Below are 16072 nucleotides of genomic sequence, written 5' to 3'. Positions count from 1 at the left end.
GAGCACGTGAAGCGGTGGCCGGCCGTGGTCGTCGCCGGGCTCGTGGTCGTGCTGGTGGCCGGCGGCGTGCTCTGGTGGCGGTCCTCGCAGCAGACCGACCTGCAGCGGGCCGTCGCCCTGGCCCCCGAAGGGTCCCAACGGCTGACGTGGACCGACTGGGCCGGCGTACGCCGGGAGCTCGGTGCGGGCGGCCTGTCCGGCTCCTCGGGCACCGGGGAGCTGGCGACCTTCCTGGACGACGCCTACGACGCCGACCTGTCCCCGATGTCCTCGTTGGTCGAGTCCGCCGAGACGATGCAGGCGGAGTACGGCTTCTCACCCGCCACGCTCGAGTGGGAGCTCTTCACCCAGTCACCCGACGGCGCGGCCGTGCTGATGAAGCTCCCCGAGGACGCCGACACCGACGCCCTCGCCGACGGGCTCGAGGAGCTGGGCTACACGCCACCCGACGAGGAGGGCGGCACCTGGCGGGGCGGCGCCGACCTGCTGCCGGCGATCGGCACGCTGACCCCCGAGCTCCAGTACCTCGCCCTCGACGCCGACCAGGGGGTGGTGGTCGCCTCCGACACCGGTGACTACGCCGAGCGAGCCATGGAGTCGGTGACCGGGGAGGCCGACGCGGTGTCCGGGCTCGACGAGGTCGTCGAGGCGGTCGGCACCCCGCTCGCTGCCGCGGTCTACGACGCCGACGTCGCGTGCAGCTCGCTCTCGATGGGCAACGCCGGGCCGGCCGACCAGGACCAGGCCGACCAGCTGGTGGAGGCGGCCGGCGAGGTCAACCCGCTCACCGGCTTCGCCATGGGGCTGCTCCCCGACCGCGACGTGCGTGTCGCGATGTCGTTGGAGACCGAGGACCAGGCGCGGGCCGACGCCGACAGCAGGGCGGCCCTGGCCGCCGGACCCGCGCCGGGGCAGGGCGGTGAGTTCGGCGACCGGTTCCGGCTGGGCCGGGTGGCCGCAGAGGGCGAGGTCGTGACCATGGAGCTCGACCCCGTCGAGGGGAGCTACGTGCTCTCGGACCTCACCAGCGGTCCGGTGCTCTTCGCGACCTGCTGACCCTCAGCCGCGGGGGCGTACGCCGAGGATGCGGTCGATCTCCGCAGCACTCAGGTGCTCGTCGGACTCACTGGCGGCGATGATGAGGTTGGTGGTCAGCTCCACCTCGCCCAGCAGGTCGCCGTCCTCGAGCGACACGTCGAACTGGTCGTGCACGGACACCCACCCCCTCCCTGACAGCAGTCTTCGACGGCCCCGGTTCGTGCCCGGAGATCATCCCCACGACCCATTGTGCCGGGTCGCGGGTCGGAGCGGACCGCCTCCACCGGAAAATCACGGACGGCTCCGGACGCAACGAGGCCCCACCCTCGCGGGTGGGGCCTCGTCGAAGGTCTGATCAGAAGATGATCAGAGGGCGCGAACGTTCTCCGCCTGCGGGCCCTTGGGGCCCTGGGTGACGTCGAACTCGACCTTCTGGTTCTCGTCGAGGGACTTGTAGCCCTGCGACTGGATCGCCGAGTAGTGCACGAAGACGTCGTCGCCGCCGTCCTCCTGCGCAATGAAGCCGAAACCCTTCTCGGCGTTGAACCACTTCACGGTGCCTTGAGCCATGTGCTCGATACTCCTGTTATCGGAACGAGAGTCGCCACTTCGACGACCCGCATCAGATGCGGTGACACGTCGCTCCGTCTTGCGTGACTGGCAGACACACCCGAAGAAACGCCGTTGGATCACAAACTCCGCTGGCGTCAGACCATCTGGAACTTGCACCTTCTGCAACACCGAGCCTACCAACACGGACCGCGAAATGAAGCATGCCCGCCACAGTCCGGATGGCGGGCAGGTGAAGGTCCGACGACCACCGGGTGACTCAGCCTCCCGGGATGGTCACCACCTCGATGATCTGGATGCCGAGCGAGGCCAGGAGCTGGAGCACGCCCTGGAGCTCCTCCTGGTCGGTGAGGTCGCCCACGAGCGTCGTCTGCGGGCGGTGGTGCTGGACCGCGAGGTGGGGGAACGCGCCGGCGAGCTCGTCGGACAGCTCGGCGTCGACGCGGATCAGCATCTTGGTCATGCCCTGGGCACCTCCTGGTCCCCCTCCTCCCGCCTCGTGGACGGCCATGACCCACGGTAGGCAGGACCGGCCCGGCCACGCCCCACCCGAAATGGGCGGACCGTCGGCGCTCCGGACCACCCCTTGTGCCGAGGCGAGCGCTGGTCGAGACTTTCCCCTTGAGGACATGGGGCTCAGCGTCCGAAGGGAACCTCATGACCGGGGGAGCGGGAACGACGGGGACCAGGCAGGCGGCCCTGCCGCGCCTGCCGCGCGTCTACGTGCCCAGGCCAGACCTGTGGCGACGGCTGGACGACGCGTGCGAGCGTCCGATGACGCTGCTCGTGGCCCCGGCAGGCGCCGGCAAGACGCTCGGGATCAGCGGCTGGCTGCACCACTCCGGCCAGACCGGCGAGGTCACCTGGGTGCACGCCGACCGGACCTGGCGCCCCGAACGGCTGTCGTCGTTGCTGAGCGAGGCGCGCGGCGACCGGGAGGGCGTACGCCCTCGCCTGGTGGTCATCGACGACGCCCACGCCCTGCCGGCGTCCTCCCTCCACGAGCTCGACCGCCTGCTCGGCGAGGACCCGCTCTCGATGCGGCTGCTGCTCGCCGCCCGCTGGGACCTGCCCGTCACCCGGTTGGTCCCCGAGCTGCTCGGTCACTTCACCGTGCTGCGTGGTGACGTGCTGCGGCTCGACGAGGCGGAGGCCCGCTCGCTGATCGAGGCCCACACGGGGACCGCGGACCCGGCGGTCGTCGACCCGCTCGTCGAGCGGACCCAGGGATGGTGCGCCGCGACCGTGCTCGCCGCCCGGGCCGCCGGGAGCGCACAGGACCCGGCGGCGGCGGCCGCCCGGATCGGCGCCGGCGGCGCCTCGGTCACCGACCGGGTGGCGCGCGAGGTCTTCGAGAGCCTGTCCCCACGCCAGCGGCACGTGCTGCTGTCGCTCGCCGCGGAGCCCGTCGTCACGACCACGACCGCCGCCCAGCTGTCCCGCGACCGCGGTGCCGGCGACCTGCTGGCCGACCTCGAGTCGACCGGCCTGCTCGTCTCGCGGGTGCCGGCCACACCCGACGGTCCGGTAGGTCTTCCGCAGGAGGCAGCGGACGAGGTCACCTACCGGATCCATCCCCTGCTGACCGAGCTCGCCCGGCGTACGCTCGCGGCCGGCGGTGCGGAGGTGGAGCGGGCCCGCGAGTCGGTGGTGGACGCCGTCCGGCTGGACCGCTCCCGCGGGGACACCCGGTTCGCCCTCCCCCGGCTCATGGCCGTGGGGGCGCTCGATGCCTGCGTCGAGCTGCTGGCCGAGGAGGGCGTCACGCTGACCGCGCAGGGGCGGGGCGAGCGGATCGGTGACCTCGCCCGGCTGCACCCCGACACCGTCGACGAGCACCCCGAGACGTGGTTCAGCCTGGCGATGAACCGCTGGTTCGCCGGCGACATCCCGCAGGCCACCCACTGGATGGACCGGATCCTGCGTTCCGACCTGCCCACCGAGCACCCCTCGCAGCTGGCGATGCTGCGGCTGATGCGGGCGCGGCTCGGCCTGGAACCGATGTTCGCGGCGGTCGGCAACGCCAAGCGCGTGGTCCTCGCGGAGGACCGGGAGCGGGCCGGCAGCGAGCTGCCGCTGCTGCTCACCGAGCTGGCAGTCACCCAGAACTGGCTCGGCGAGCTCGGCGAGGCCGAGGTCAACCTGACCGCCGCGATCTGGCTGTGCCGCACCCGCGACCTGCCCGCGCTCGAGGCGGCGGCGCTGTCCCACCTCGCGGTCACCCAGTTCATGGCCGGTCACGAGCAGTCCTGCATCGAGCTGGCGACCGAGGCACTCGCCAGGCTCGAGGCGATGCCCTACTGGCGGGCCCGGCACACCCCCGCCCGCGCGCGGCTGGCGCTGCACCTCGCCCGACTCTGCGAGGCGCCCGCGGTGCTCGACCACGCCTGGCTGGCGGCGCTCGACCCTCCCGAGCACCTGCAGGGACCCTCCGCGCCGATCCACCCCGCCGACCTGTGCTCGAAGTTCTGGACCCGCGAGCTCGTCGCACGGCTCGCGCTGGCGCGCAGCGCCCTCATCGACGCCGAGCGGGCCCTGGAGTCACACCTGGACCTCCCGCCCCTGCCCGACCACCTGGCCGTCGTGGTGCTGCTCGAGCAGTCCTTCCTGGCCCACCTCTCCGCGGACGCCCACGTCCTGCGCGACAGCGCCGACCGGCTGCTCGAGGTCGGGGCGCTCGGTGAGGCGGCCCTGGTCGAGGGGCTCGCCCGGGACCTCGCCGGTGACCGCAAGGGCGCGGCGGCCGAGTTCGTCCGGGCCGCCGCCGACACGACCTACTCCCAGCCGGCGACCCGGCCGCTGGCGCTCGCCTGCGCGGCCCAGCTGCTCGACGCGCTCGGCCAGACCGAGGATGCCCTCGAGCACCTGCGGGAGGCGGCGGTGGCGACGGAGGTACGCCGGAACGCGGTCCCCTTCATGGGCTGGTGCCGTCTCGGCACGCCGATCCGCGCGCTGCTCGGCGCCCTGGTCCGGAGCACGCCCACGCCGTGGTCGGTCGAGCTGGACGAGGCGGCGGCGCAGCGACCCGACTACGTCACGATGATCGCGTCGAGCACGCCGACCGGGCGCGAGCGGTCGACGCCCACCGAGGCGACCGTGCGGCCGCCCCTGAGCCCCCGCGAGCGGGAGGTCCTCAACGAGCTGGCCCGCGGGTCGACGTACGCCGACATCGCGGCCGCGCTGTTCGTCTCCGAGAACACCGTGAAGACCCACGTCTCCAGCCTCTACGGCAAGCTGGCCGTCGGGCGGCGCAGCGAGGCGCTGACGGTGGCTCGCAACCTGCGGCTGATCTGACCCTGAGCTCAGCCGCTGCGCCGGGTGTCCCGCGCGGCCTGGCGGCGGGTGCCGGCAGCGCGGGTGTGGGCGTCCTTCTTGATCCCGCCCGTGGTCTTGGTCGTACGTCGGCGCGTGCTCGCCCGCTCCGGCGTCGACGCCGCTGCGGAGCCGCCCACCGCCGGCCCGGCGCCCTTCTCGGCACGAGCAGCGGCCAGCCGCTCCTGACGCAGCTCCGCGGCGGTCCGGTTAGCGGCCCGGCCCACCTCCCGGCTCACCCGCGCCAGGGCGGTCTCGAAGACCTCGGCCTTGTCGCGCGCCCGCTGGTTGGTCCGGAACGACGCTCCCCGGCCGCCGCGCTCGGCCACCGCGGAGCTGGCGCCGCGGCGGTACTGGCCGAGGTACTTCTTCCGCGCCCGACGTACCCGGTCGTGGAGCAGGAGGAGGTCGTCCTCCCCGAGGGAGGCGAGGGCGGCGGGCTCGGTCTCCTGCACCAGCAACCACTCCGCTTCCGTGAGGCTGTTGAGCACGGCCCGGTTGGTGCGGCCGCTTGCGCGTGAGGTGGTCATGGGTCCCACAGTGCGCATCCCCTGGGCGGGCCGGGTTCACCCGTTCCGGGGGAACCCGGGCGACACGGGCGGACCGGAGTCTGGTCCCCGGCCGGGCGGTCCCGCGCGGCCCCACCGACGAAGGGGAGAGAGCCCGATGGCCACGCTGACCGTGTGGAAGTTTCCCGACGCAGCCGGGGCGGACGCCGCCACCGACACGTTGCGCAACCTCGCCACCCAGAAGCTGATCACCATCCACGACGCCGCGACCGTCTCGTGGCCCGAGGGGAAGAAGAAGCCGAAGACGCGTCAGCTGCAGAACCTCGCCGGCGCCGGCGCCCTCGGTGGCGCCTTCTGGGGCATGCTCTTCGGGCTCATCTTCTTCGTGCCGCTGCTCGGGGCCGCCATCGGTGCCGCGAGCGGCGCCCTGGCCGGGTCGCTGGCCGACGTCGGCATCGACGACTCGTTCATCAAGAAGGTGCGGGACCAGGTGACGCCCGGGACCTCGGCGCTGTTCGTCATGTCCTCGGACGCCGTGATGGACAAGGTCCGCGAGGCGTTCACCGGCCAGCAGCCCGAGCTGATCTTCACCAACCTCAGCGACGACCAGGAGCAGGCGATCCGCGACGTCTTCGACGAGACCGACTGAGTCCGGTCACGGAGAACCGGACGGAGGCCGTGGCGCGGCACCTTGCAGGATCCTGCGCTGCAGAGACCTGAGGCCGCCGTGTCCGTGACCCGGACGCCCCCGGCCGCGTTGCACCCCGGTCAGGCCGCCCCCAGCGGCACACCGGAACGCAAGGACCTCCATGCACAGGACCTTCCTCGTCACCGCGGCGGCCACGGCCTCCGCCCTCGCCCTCGCCACCACGGCCCTCACCTCGTCCGCGACCGCTGCCCCCCAGGACGCCTCGGCGCCCAGCGGCTACGTCGTCGTCCTCGAGGACTCGATGGTGGCCCGCAGTGTCGCGAACCTGCACGCCGACCGGTTCGGGCTGGACCTCGGTCACGTCTACTCCTCGGCCCTGCAGGGGTACTCCGCGACGATGACCCCGCAGACCGCCGCCCTGGTGGAGGCCCTGCCGGGCGTCGACTTCGTGCAGCCCGAGCGGCAGCTGACCGCGACGGCGCAGGAGACGCCGACCGGGGTCGACCGGGCCGAGGCCGACGTGAGCCCGACCGCCGCGATCGACGGGACCGACCAGCGGGTCGACGTCGACGTGGCCGTCATCGACACCGGGGTCGACCTCGACCACCCGGACCTCAACGTGAACACCGCCGGCGCGAAGAACTGCACCCTCTTCGGGATCGGGAACGCCGACGACGGGAACGGCCACGGCTCCCACGTCGCCGGCACGATCGGCGCCCTGGACGACACCAACGGCGTCGTCGGTGTCGCGCCCGGCGCTCGGATCTGGCCCGTCAAGGTGCTCAACGCCGCCGGCAGCGGCACCAACGCGGACGTGATCTGCGGCATCGACTACGTCGCCGCCCACGCCGACGAGATCGAGGTCGCCAACATGAGCCTGGGTGGTGGCGGTGAGGACGACGGCAGCTGCGGCGCCAGCAGCGGCGACGCGATGCACGCCGCCATCTGCGAGGCGACCGACGCGGGGGTGACCTTCGTGGTCGCCGCCGGCAACGAGTCCGCCGACGCGGCCACGTCCACGCCCGCGGCGTACGACGAGGTGATCACGGTCAGCGCCCTGGCCGACTTCGACGGCGCCCCCGGCGGCGCCGGTGCGTCGACCTGCCGGGCCGACGAGGACGACACCTTCGCGTCGTTCTCCAACTTCGGCCAGGACGTCGACATCATCGCGCCCGGCGTGTGCATCGACAGCACCTCGATGCAGGGCGGGTACGCCACGCTCTCGGGGACCTCGATGGCCGCACCGCACGTGGCCGGTGGCGCCGCGCTGCACGCCGCCACCCACCCCGGCGCGACGCCGTCGCAGGTGAAGGCCGCGCTCCTCGGCTCGGGCTCCTCGGCGTGGAACGACGTCGACGACCCCGACAGCACGAAGGAGCCGCTGCTCGACGTGTCGACCTCCTGACCCGTCACGACACCGCCCGGCCCGTCCCCCGCGGGCCGGGCGGTGTCCTGGCCGGGAGGACGACGAAACTCCCTCGTCACCTTCCGCACACCGCCGGTTCACGCCCGTGGGGCAGGCTGGCCGAGACACAGGTGGAGGACGAGCATGACGACGTGGACCGGACCGGTCCGGCAGCGCCGGACCGTGCGGGGTGACCGGCCCGCCGCCGAGGCGATCGCGGACGCGATCGCGCGTGAGGTCGACCGCACCGCCAGCCTCGAGGACCGCGCGCAGGCGGTGCGCGAGCTGGAGGAGCTGCTCGACCGGGTCGACAGCCAGCTCGACGCGCTCCGGCTGGAGCAGCTCACCGCGGTCAGGTCGCTGCGCCGCCAGGGCTGGTCGTTCACCCGGCTCGCCGAGGCGACGGGGCTGCCGGTGGCCCGGGTCGCCGCCCTGGTGAGGGCCACCCGGGCCCGCCGGCTCTGAGGGCGTAACGGTGTCGCCGCCGCTTGCTTGATCTCAAGCAAGCGGCCGAGGAGGGCGCCGCTTCCGCGGGCGGCGGCTCACCCGGCGCGCAGCGACGCCATCACGTCGTGGATGTCGACCTGCGCGGCTCCACGGTTCCACGGCAGTCGTGAGAGCACCGCGCCCATCGCGCAGGTGTTGGTGACGGCCGCGACGGAGAGCCCGGAACCGACGGCCGCCGCCAGCCACTTCAGGCGGGGAACCCGGCTGCTCGCGATCACGCTGGAGGCGACGAGCGAGCCGGCGGCGAGGCGTACCTGCCGCTCGAGGTCCCACGTCTGCCGGCCTCGGATGACGGGCGCGCCGCTGGCCTCCCAGCCGGCCATGCCGCCGGTCAGCACGCGCAGCCCGGTCAGCCCGGCCTCCGCCAGGGCGTGCTCGGCCTGGTCGGCCCGGGCGCCGGAGCGGCACACCAGCACGGTCCCACGGCCGAGGCGGTCGGCGAGGTCGGCGCGGTGCTCGCGCAGCAGGTCGAGGGGGACGTTGTCGGCACCGCTGATGTGCGAGGTCTCGAACTCGGCGGGCGTGCGGACGTCGAGGATCCGGGGGGCGTCACCGGCGTCGATCGCTTCGCGCAGCGTCGCGGGGTCGATGCCGAAGCCGGTCGAGGGGGTGGTGGGGGCGTACGAGGACACAGGGTTCCTTTCGGGGATGGGGTGGATCGGGGTCAGACCAGGGAGGGGACGGCCTGCCAGGCCGTGTAGCCGGCGACGGCCAGCAGCAGCCCGGTGAAGCCGGCCTGCAGCCGCTCGGTGGGGGTCCGGCTCGCGAGCCGGGCGCCGAGGTGTCCGCCGACCACGGCGAAGATCGTGAGCAGCGCCACCAGGCCCCAGTCGGGCTGGACGACGGTGCCCGCACGGACGGCGAGCGCCGAGGCCGAGGTGATCGTGATGACCACCAGGGAGGTGCCGGCCGCGAGCTCCATCGGGAGGCCCAGGGCGAGCACCAGCGCCGGCACCACGAGGAAGCCGCCGCCGACACCGAGGAAGCCGGTCAGCAGGCCGACCGCGGTCGCGGTGACCAGCACCTTGAGGGCGCGCGGGCAGGCGCACGCGAAGTGCGGGCTGAAGGTGATGATGGGGTCGTCGAGGCGTACGTCGCGGCGGCGCCGTCCGGTGCCGCGGCCGCGACGGACCTGGCGGATCACCATCAGGGCTGCCACGACCACGAGCAGGACCGCGAACGACGCCAGCAGCACCGCGTCGGGGACCAGGCCGGACGCCGTGGCCCCCAGCGCCGCTCCCCCGATCGCGACCGCACCGAAGGCGATCCCGCGACCGAGCATCAGGTTGCCGGACCGATAGGCGGTCACGGCGCCGACGAGGCTGGTGAGCCCGACCACCACCAGCGAGCCGGTGGTGGCCTGCCCGGCCGTCTGGCCGAGGGCGTAGACCAGCACGGGCACGGCCAGGACGGAGCCACCGCCGCCGAGGGCGCCGAGGCTCAGGCCGATGAGCAGCCCGGCCACGACGGCGACGAGGGCGAGGGTCATGCGTCGCGACCGACCGTCGGGAGCCCGACCTCGGCCACCTGGTCGAAGGAGTCGTCGACGGCGACGAGGGGGCGCCCGGCGGCGGACAGGAACGACGCCGCGACGGAGGCGCGGTAGCCCCCGGCGCAGTGCACCCAGAGCTCGCCGGCCGGAACGTCGGCGAGCCTCGTCGGCAGCTCGTGCAGCGGGATGTTGACCGCGCCGTCGATCCGGGACGCGTCGTGCTCGTCGGCACGGCGTACGTCGAGGACGGTGACCGTGCGGTGGTGCCGCACCTGGGCGAGGTCCGCGAACGTCGCGGTCGGGAAGCTCGCGAGCTCGTGACTGGTCCCGGCCACCCAGTCCTCCGGCTTGCCGGTCGCAGCCGCAGCGGGTCGGTCGATGCCGATCCGGACCAGCTCGCGCTGGGCGGTCGCGACGTCCTCCGCGGTCTCGCCGAGCAGCGTCAGCGGGGTGCCCCACTCGACCAGCCAGCCGAGGTATGTCGCGAAGCCGCCGTCGAGCCCGAAGTTGAGGGAGCCGGGCACGTGGCCGGCCGCGAAGACGGTCCGGTTGCGCAGGTCGACGACCCACTCCCCCGCGTCGATGCGGCGGCGCAGCTCGTGCGGGTCCGCCTGGGCGGGCGTCGAGAGGTCGGGCTCGACCGGTCCGGCGAGGTTGGCCGGCGCCATGTGGGCGTAGTAGGCGGGGTACGCCGACAGTCCGGCCAGCAGCTCGCGGACATAGGTCTCCTCGTCCTGGACGAGCACCGGGTTGGCCTGCTTCTCCTGGCCGATGGTCGACGCGGTCGCCTCCGACTGGGTCGCGGAGCAGAAGGACCCGAAGCCATGGGTCGGCAGCACCTCGGCGTCGTCGGACAGCGTGTCGGCCAAGCGGCGCGCGGAGGCGTGCTGGGCACGGACCAGGTCGTGCGTGTGCTCCTCGCCGAGCAGGTCCGGACGGCCGGTCGCACCGAAGAGGAGCGACCCGCCCGAGAAGACCGCCACGTCGGCACCCTGCCCGTCGTCGGCGGCCGCGTCGGCCAGGGCGTACGACAGGTGGGTGAAGGTGTGGCCCGGGGTCGCCAGCGCGGTGACGCGCATCCGCTCGCCCACCGCGACCACCTCGCCGTCGGCGATCGGCGTCCGTGCGAACGAGACCGGGTCCTCGCCGTTGACGAGGTAGGCGGCACCGGTGCGCTCGGCCAACGCCAGGCCACCGGTGACGTAGTCGTTGTGGATGTGGGTCTCGAAGACGTGGGTCAGCCGGACACCGTGCTCCTCCAGCAGCGAGAGGACGCGGTCGATGTCCCGCTGCGGGTCGACGACGAGGGCGACCTCGCCGTCGTGGGCGAGATAGGACCGGTCACCGAGGGTGGGCGTCTCGATGGGGACGATGGTCAGGTCGGGTGCGCTCATGGCGATCTCCTCTCGGTGGCGGCGGTCAGGCGGTGGGCCGCGGCCCGGGGACGACGGCGCGGCCGGACTGCAGCCAGCCGCGGGTGCCGCCGGCCACGGACACGGCGTCGAAGCCGGACGCGGTCAGCAGGTCGGTCATCGCGGCGCTCCGGTTGCCCGACGCGCAGACGACGTACACCGGGGCGGTGCGGTCGAGCTCGTGCATCCGGGCGGGGAGCTGTCCCATCGGGACCAGGTGGGCGCCGGGGACATGGCCCTCGACGTACTCGCCCGCCTCGCGGACGTCGATGACGGTGGCGCCGTCGCGCAGCGCGGCGTCGAGGACCTCGACGGAGACCTCAGGGGTGGGACCGGGCATCGTTCATCTCTCCCGACTCATACCTAGGGGGGTATCTGGTCGTGGTCAACCGTAACACCCCCTGGGGTATTCCTCGCAAGTCGGTCCTCACCGAATCGGGGGATCACAGCGCGAGCCGCCGCCGCCACGGTGGACAGCGGCGGAGGGCCGGCCCGGCCAGGGGTTTCCGCCCGGTGACACATGACTGGGAGGACCCATGACCACCACCTCGACCGCGCGCCCGCGCTACCGCATCGCCCCCACACCGGCGATCGGGATCGGCGTCCTGGCCGCCTACCTCGTCGTGTTCTACGCCGTGTGGATGTTCAACGACATCGACTACGAGCGCGTCGGGGACTCGGCCTCCACCCTGCTTCGCTGGTACGTCTCGCCGTTGGCTGCGGGCGCCGTGGTGCTGGTCGTGGCCACCACCTGGCTCGGCTGGTGGCGCCCCGCCCTGCACGAGGAGCACCGCGCCGGCCCTCGCTGGCTGGTCATCGCCCCGCTCTACATGGTCGGCGTGAGCCTGCTGATGCTGGCCACCAAGAGCTACGACTCCACGACCTCCACGATGTTGCTGTGGCTGGTGCTGGGCAGCATCGGGGTCGGCTTCTGCGAGGAGCTCGCCACGCGGGGCGTGCTGCTCACCGGCCTGCGTGGCGGGATGGGAGAGATGGGGGCGTGGTTCCTGAGCTGCCTGCTGTTCGGCCTCCTGCACCTGCCGAACTGGTGGTTCGGCGCCGGCCCGGGCGCCATGGCCCAGGTGGCGTTGGTCTTCGGAGCCGGCTCGATGCTCTACGTGGTCCGCCGGTGGAGCGGCACCCTGGTCCTCGCGATGTTCGTGCACGGGTTCTGGGACTTCTCCAGCTTCATCGGCGAGGACGCCCCAGCCTGGATCACCCCGCTCGTGTTCCTCAACACGATCCTCGGCGTGGCGCTGGGCCTGGTCGTCGTACGCCGGAACCGGCGGGCCGTCGCCGCCTGACCCACGACGGTCGAGGGTGTGCGCAGATCACACCCGCCAGGACTTGGATCGTTCCAAGGACACGCGCACACTGGTGTCATGCGCCTGATCGACGAGCTCAACGAGCTGCACGCGTCCTACGTCCGCGCCATCAACGCCGCGGTCGCCGAGGACGACTTCGCCCTCGCCGACCAGCTCGCCGAGGCCTACGACGACGACGCCGTGCGGCTGGTCGCCGAGCGCGAGGGGAAGACCCACCTGCTCCCCCTCCAGCGCCCCCAGGTCCACGAGTCCTCCCTGCGTCGGATGGTGCGGATGCTGCGCGCCGGCCGCGCCGCCTGAACCGCGAGAACAACCCCGATGGCTGATTCGCCCGGGGTGTGACCTCGACTAGCCTCGCCACCTCGACGGGTGAGGGAGGCACACCATGCTCAAGGCCACCACCGCAGCGCTCAGCCTGCTGCTGACGGCCTCGCTGTGGGCCGCGACGCCCGCGACCGCGAAGGACTCCCCCGGCGAGACGATGCCCAGGGAGCCCCGTGGCGACAGGTTCCGCTTCACGGTCGCCACCGACGAGGACAACAGCGGCAAGGCCGAGTCCCGCGCCCTCGACATCATCTACGAGCGCAACCTCTTCCGGGGCCCGAACCGGACGCGAACCCTCGACGCGGAGGCCGGCTGGGTCGACGGCGACCGCCGCGCCTACCGCTGCGGCTTCGCCTTCCTGCGCTACCGCGGGTTCATCGTCGGCCGCGTCACCGTGTCGAAGTTCCAGGACCCGGAGGACAAGAAGAGCGGCTACCTCAAGCTCAACGACAAGTTCATGATCGAGGAGTCGCGCGATGCCGACGGCACCGTCAACCTCACGGACCGGCAGACGCGGGACTGCACGGTCGCAGCCGAGGACTACGAGCCGTTCTCCGGCAAGGCCGAGTCGCCCGTCGTGACCTTCCAGCACGGCCCGCACGCGATCGACGTACGTGACTTCGGCGATCCGGACGACGTGATCGTGAGCAACCGGTCGGTGGCCTTCGACCTGGTCTCAGCCACCGCCACCCGGGTCGTGGTGCTCGCCTACGAGGACGTCGAGGGCGAGACGCTGCCGATGGCGTCGATCTACTACGACCTCGTCCCCGACCGGCTCCAGGGTGCCCGCGTGGGCCGACTGACGCCGGACACCCTGCACCCGGTGACACTGCACGTCGGCTGCGGCCTGCGGTGCGGCGGCCACGAGAGCCACGCCCACTAGGACTCGCAGCCCCACCCGTCGCCGTCGCCGTCGAGGTTGTGCGGGTCGGACCCGGTGACCCGGATGGGGCCGTCGAGGTCGGAGCAGTCCAGGTCCGGCGGCGGCGGGGGGACGCACGGGGAGTAGCCGGGCGCACAGTTCGCCGACCCTCCGCCGCCGCCACCTCCACCGGTGTTCTTCCGCCGTACCGTGGCGCGTCGGACCTTCAGGACCGTGTTGTCGCAGTTCCCTGCCCGCCTGGCCAGCGCCCGCTTCTCCGGCCGGTCCACGGCCAGCCGCCATCGGATCTTCACCGCGACCCACTCGCGCACGTAGCGGCACCTGCCGAGGGCCGGCATCCACTCGGCGGGGTCCTGGTCGGACTTGGACTGGTTGACGTTGTCGGTCACCGCCGCCAGCGCCCGCCGATCACCCAGGTCGTTGGCGAAGCGCTGGCGGGTGCCGGCCGTCCACCGGCGGGCACCGGAGTCCCACGCTTCCGCGAGCGGGACCAGGTGGTCGATGTCGACGTCGGAGGAGCTGGTCCACTCCTCACCGTCGTAGTAGGAGCGCCACTCGCCCGAGGTGATGTCGCACCCGGACACCGCGGTCAGCGACTCGGCCTTCAGCACCTCGTCGCGGGTGTCCTGGCAGTCGCCGTTGGCGTCGATCCAGTGCCGGAACTTGTCCCGGTCGTAGCCGCGACGCCGCTCGGTCGCGACGGGCAGCTTCTTCACCGCCCGCCGAAGACGCAGCTTGACGGTCTTGCCGGTGAACCCGGTGGCCACCCTCGCGGTGCTCGGCGCGGAGGACGCAGCGTGGTCCGTGGCGGGCGCGGCCTGCGTGGGCCCGAGGGTGAGCAGCGCAGCGGTCAACGTGACCACGGTCCCGGCTGCGAGCGAGGCATGGGGCACGAGAGTCTCCAGCGTGGTGGTCAGGGCGAACCCGGGGCGTGTGCTGCCGCCACTGTGCCTGCGGGCGCGCCCGCGCGCAGCCGAATCCGGGATTCACGAGCTCCGGACCTCGCCTCCCTCGCGCCCCACGCGGGGACGTGGCTAGGGCATCACCGCCGGGACGGGGCGCCGGGGCCAGCCGGCCGCCCGACCTCCGGGAGGTCGAGCTCGCCGGACGACGCGAGGCATCGCGGCAGCCCTCCACTCCTCTTCGCGGCTGTCCCTGGCGAACGCCACCGTCTGACGGCTGGTCGGGGAGAACGTCGTGAACATGTCAGGCCCCCCAGTGGTGGGTGAGCCAGCCGACCCGCCACTGGACGCGCGCCCGCGGTGCAGCGGCGACGAGGGGCTCGGAGCGTCGGGCTCGTCGCTCCTCCGCCCTGGCTGCACGCAGCTCACGCCGCATCGCGGCCATGTCCCGGCCTGCCTCGGCGCCCCGGAGGCGAGCCGCCATGTCTGCTCGCATGACGTCTGCGGAGAGGATGGGGGTGGTCGATCCGATCACGATGCCTCCCTGGGTTGCCGTGCTCGGCGCTGTGCCGACGAGTCCGACGATTCCCCTAAGACGCAGTTCCCGGATCAGGCGAACTACCTACATGGCACCTCAGACAGCTGGGCCGAAGCGGGCGCGGCGGCCCATGACCGTCGAGGGGTCGACCGAAGAGTGGAAGCCCGGGCCCTGGGGACATGGGGACTGAATTCCTTTCAGCAGGGATCCGACCCCTCCCTGTCCGGGGCGTTGATCGTCCAAACCGCCATGCGGAACGCCCCCGTGGATTCGCGGGAATGGGTCGTCGAGCGCTCTCAGCCGCCGTGAGGGTCGTCCCGCGCCGTCGGCTGTTGGGCGAGCCCGGCCAGTTCAGAACTGACGCGCCACAGCCGTGCCGCCACCGCTTCGTCGTGGCTGAGCTTGGTCGCGCGCTTCGGCTTGCTGTTGGCGAAGTAGCCGCCGCTCACCCGTTCGACCTCGGGAGCGGAGGCCAGGTGGATCGAGGTGGCGGCACCCTGGGTCGGGGACTTCATGACCGGCCGCAGCAGCGGGACCAGGAGCCGCTGGACGCGGGCCGGATCGTCGGCGCCGAAGGCGGTGCTCACCACGCCGGGGTGGAGGGCGTTGGCTGTGACGGCCGTGCCGGCAAGGCGCCGCGCCAGCTCGAAGCTGAACAGGACGTTGGCGAGCTTGGACTGGTTGTAGGCGCGGGCGCCCGAGTAGTGGCGTTCGCCTTGCAGGTCATCGAAGTCGATCCGACCCTGGGCGTGTGCGTGGGAGGCGACGGTGACCACGCGGGCCGGTCCGCCCAGGGTCAGCCGATCCCAGAGCAGGTGGGTGAGCAGGAATGGCGCGAGATGGTTCACGGCGAACGTGCGCTCCAGTCCGTCTTCGGTGGCGTGGCGGGTGTTCCAGTAACCGCCGACGTTGTTCACCAGCACGTCGATCCGGGGCAGCGCCGCGAGGACCTCGTCGGCGAGGTGTCGGACCTCCTGCTGGGAGGACATGTCAGCGATGAAGAGCACAGGTTCCGCCGTGCCAGCAGGACGGGCGTCACGGATCTCGCCGGCGGCGGCGTCGGCTCGGTCCCGGTCTCGGCCGGTGACCGCGACCCGGGCACCCATCCTGGCCAGACCCACGGCGGTCGCCCGGCCGATGCCGCCGGTGCCACCGGTGACCAGCACCGTCCGGCCGACCATCAGCCCGCGTAGGTGGTTCTCCATC

Annotated in this window: 18 protein-coding genes; 8 read left to right on the top strand and 10 right to left on the bottom strand. The window is 72.7% G+C overall.

Going from position 1 to position 16072, the window contains the following annotated elements; translation table 11 throughout:
• Positions 1–6 precede the first annotated feature (6 nt).
• The gene (locus tag EXE57_RS14540; RefSeq protein ID WP_135078684.1) at positions 7–1056 is read left to right on the top strand and encodes a hypothetical protein; all 1050 of its coding nucleotides are present in this window, start codon (positions 7–9) and stop codon (positions 1054–1056) included.
• 3 nt (positions 1057–1059) lie between these two features.
• Here EXE57_RS14540 and EXE57_RS19825 read toward each other — a convergent pair whose 3' ends face one another.
• From EXE57_RS19825 to EXE57_RS14530, 3 genes are all read right to left on the bottom strand, one after another.
• Positions 1060–1218, bottom strand: coding sequence for a hypothetical protein (locus tag EXE57_RS19825; RefSeq protein WP_167305757.1), 159 nt, complete (start codon positions 1216–1218; stop codon positions 1060–1062).
• A 186-nt stretch (positions 1219–1404) separates the two neighbouring features.
• Positions 1405–1608, bottom strand: coding sequence for a transcription antiterminator/RNA stability regulator CspE (cspE, locus tag EXE57_RS14535; RefSeq protein WP_135078682.1), 204 nt, complete (start codon positions 1606–1608; stop codon positions 1405–1407).
• Between the two features lie 259 nt (positions 1609–1867).
• Positions 1868–2071, bottom strand: coding sequence for a hypothetical protein (locus EXE57_RS14530; protein ID WP_135078680.1), 204 nt, complete (start codon positions 2069–2071; stop codon positions 1868–1870).
• A 311-nt stretch (positions 2072–2382) separates the two neighbouring features.
• Here EXE57_RS14530 and EXE57_RS14525 point away from each other — a divergent pair, with 311 nt between their 5' ends.
• Complete coding sequence (locus EXE57_RS14525) at positions 2383–4902, top strand: LuxR C-terminal-related transcriptional regulator (RefSeq protein WP_135078678.1); 2520 nt, start codon at positions 2383–2385, stop codon at positions 4900–4902.
• Positions 4903–4910: 8 nt separating this feature from the next.
• Here EXE57_RS14525 and EXE57_RS14520 read toward each other — a convergent pair whose 3' ends face one another.
• Complete coding sequence (locus EXE57_RS14520; RefSeq protein WP_135078676.1) at positions 4911–5450, bottom strand: hypothetical protein; 540 nt, start codon at positions 5448–5450, stop codon at positions 4911–4913.
• A 136-nt stretch (positions 5451–5586) separates the two neighbouring features.
• Here EXE57_RS14520 and EXE57_RS14515 point away from each other — a divergent pair, with 136 nt between their 5' ends.
• The 3 genes from EXE57_RS14515 to EXE57_RS14505 all read left to right on the top strand — a co-directional run bounded on the left by EXE57_RS14515 (position 5587) and on the right by EXE57_RS14505 (position 7948).
• Positions 5587–6078, top strand: a complete 492-nt coding sequence (locus EXE57_RS14515; protein WP_135078674.1) for a DUF1269 domain-containing protein — start codon at positions 5587–5589, stop codon at positions 6076–6078.
• A gap of 160 nt (positions 6079–6238) precedes the next feature.
• The gene (locus EXE57_RS14510; RefSeq protein WP_135078672.1) at positions 6239–7483 is read left to right on the top strand and encodes a S8 family peptidase; all 1245 of its coding nucleotides are present in this window, start codon (positions 6239–6241) and stop codon (positions 7481–7483) included.
• Positions 7484–7627: 144 nt separating this feature from the next.
• A complete protein-coding gene (locus EXE57_RS14505; protein ID WP_135078670.1) occupies positions 7628–7948 on the top strand; it encodes a hypothetical protein in 321 nt (106 codons plus the stop codon).
• A 77-nt stretch (positions 7949–8025) separates the two neighbouring features.
• Here the strand turns inward: EXE57_RS14505 and EXE57_RS14500 are convergent, their stop codons facing one another.
• Genes EXE57_RS14500 through EXE57_RS14485 form a run of 4 tightly spaced genes read right to left on the bottom strand, consistent with a single transcriptional unit; the run spans position 8026 to position 11234 of the window.
• Positions 8026–8622: a rhodanese-like domain-containing protein gene (locus tag EXE57_RS14500; RefSeq protein WP_135078668.1), complete on the bottom strand. Its 597-nt coding sequence runs from the start codon at positions 8620–8622 to the stop codon at positions 8026–8028.
• A 32-nt stretch (positions 8623–8654) separates the two neighbouring features.
• Positions 8655–9479, bottom strand: a complete 825-nt coding sequence (locus EXE57_RS14495; RefSeq protein ID WP_135078666.1) for a sulfite exporter TauE/SafE family protein — start codon at positions 9477–9479, stop codon at positions 8655–8657.
• A complete protein-coding gene (locus tag EXE57_RS14490; protein ID WP_135078664.1) occupies positions 9476–10876 on the bottom strand; it encodes an MBL fold metallo-hydrolase in 1401 nt (466 codons plus the stop codon). Before EXE57_RS14490 ends, EXE57_RS14495 begins: the two co-directional genes overlap by 4 nt.
• Before the next feature lie 25 nt (positions 10877–10901).
• On the bottom strand, positions 10902–11234 hold the full coding sequence (locus tag EXE57_RS14485; RefSeq protein WP_135078662.1) for a rhodanese-like domain-containing protein: 333 nt from the start codon (positions 11232–11234) through the stop codon (positions 10902–10904).
• A gap of 196 nt (positions 11235–11430) precedes the next feature.
• Here EXE57_RS14485 and EXE57_RS14480 point away from each other — a divergent pair, with 196 nt between their 5' ends.
• From EXE57_RS14480 to EXE57_RS14470, 3 genes are all read left to right on the top strand, one after another.
• Positions 11431–12198: a CPBP family intramembrane glutamic endopeptidase gene (locus EXE57_RS14480; RefSeq protein WP_135078660.1), complete on the top strand. Its 768-nt coding sequence runs from the start codon at positions 11431–11433 to the stop codon at positions 12196–12198.
• A 78-nt stretch (positions 12199–12276) separates the two neighbouring features.
• Positions 12277–12519 carry a hypothetical protein gene (locus tag EXE57_RS14475; protein WP_135078656.1) on the top strand — a complete coding sequence of 81 codons (243 nt, stop codon included), beginning with the start codon at positions 12277–12279 and terminating at the stop codon, positions 12517–12519.
• Positions 12520–12604: 85 nt separating this feature from the next.
• Positions 12605–13426, top strand: a complete 822-nt coding sequence (locus tag EXE57_RS14470; protein WP_135078654.1) for a hypothetical protein — start codon at positions 12605–12607, stop codon at positions 13424–13426.
• Here EXE57_RS14470 and EXE57_RS14465 read toward each other — a convergent pair.
• Both EXE57_RS14465 and EXE57_RS14460 read right to left on the bottom strand, forming a co-directional pair.
• Positions 13423–14319, bottom strand: a complete 897-nt coding sequence (locus EXE57_RS14465) for an HNH endonuclease family protein (protein ID WP_244246853.1) — start codon at positions 14317–14319, stop codon at positions 13423–13425. The two genes, EXE57_RS14470 and EXE57_RS14465, sit on opposite strands and share 4 nt — an antisense overlap.
• A gap of 843 nt (positions 14320–15162) precedes the next feature.
• Positions 15163–16071 carry an SDR family oxidoreductase gene (locus tag EXE57_RS14460; RefSeq protein ID WP_244246852.1) on the bottom strand — a complete coding sequence of 303 codons (909 nt, stop codon included), beginning with the start codon at positions 16069–16071 and terminating at the stop codon, positions 15163–15165.
• Between the last annotated feature and the right edge of the window lies 1 nt (position 16072).

It is taken from the genome of Nocardioides euryhalodurans, assembly GCF_004564375.1.
Taxonomy (GTDB): Bacteria; Actinomycetota; Actinomycetes; order Propionibacteriales; family Nocardioidaceae; genus Nocardioides; species Nocardioides euryhalodurans.
The sequence above is the reverse complement of the archived record's forward strand: the minus strand, read 5'-3'. Positions and strand labels throughout refer to the sequence as shown.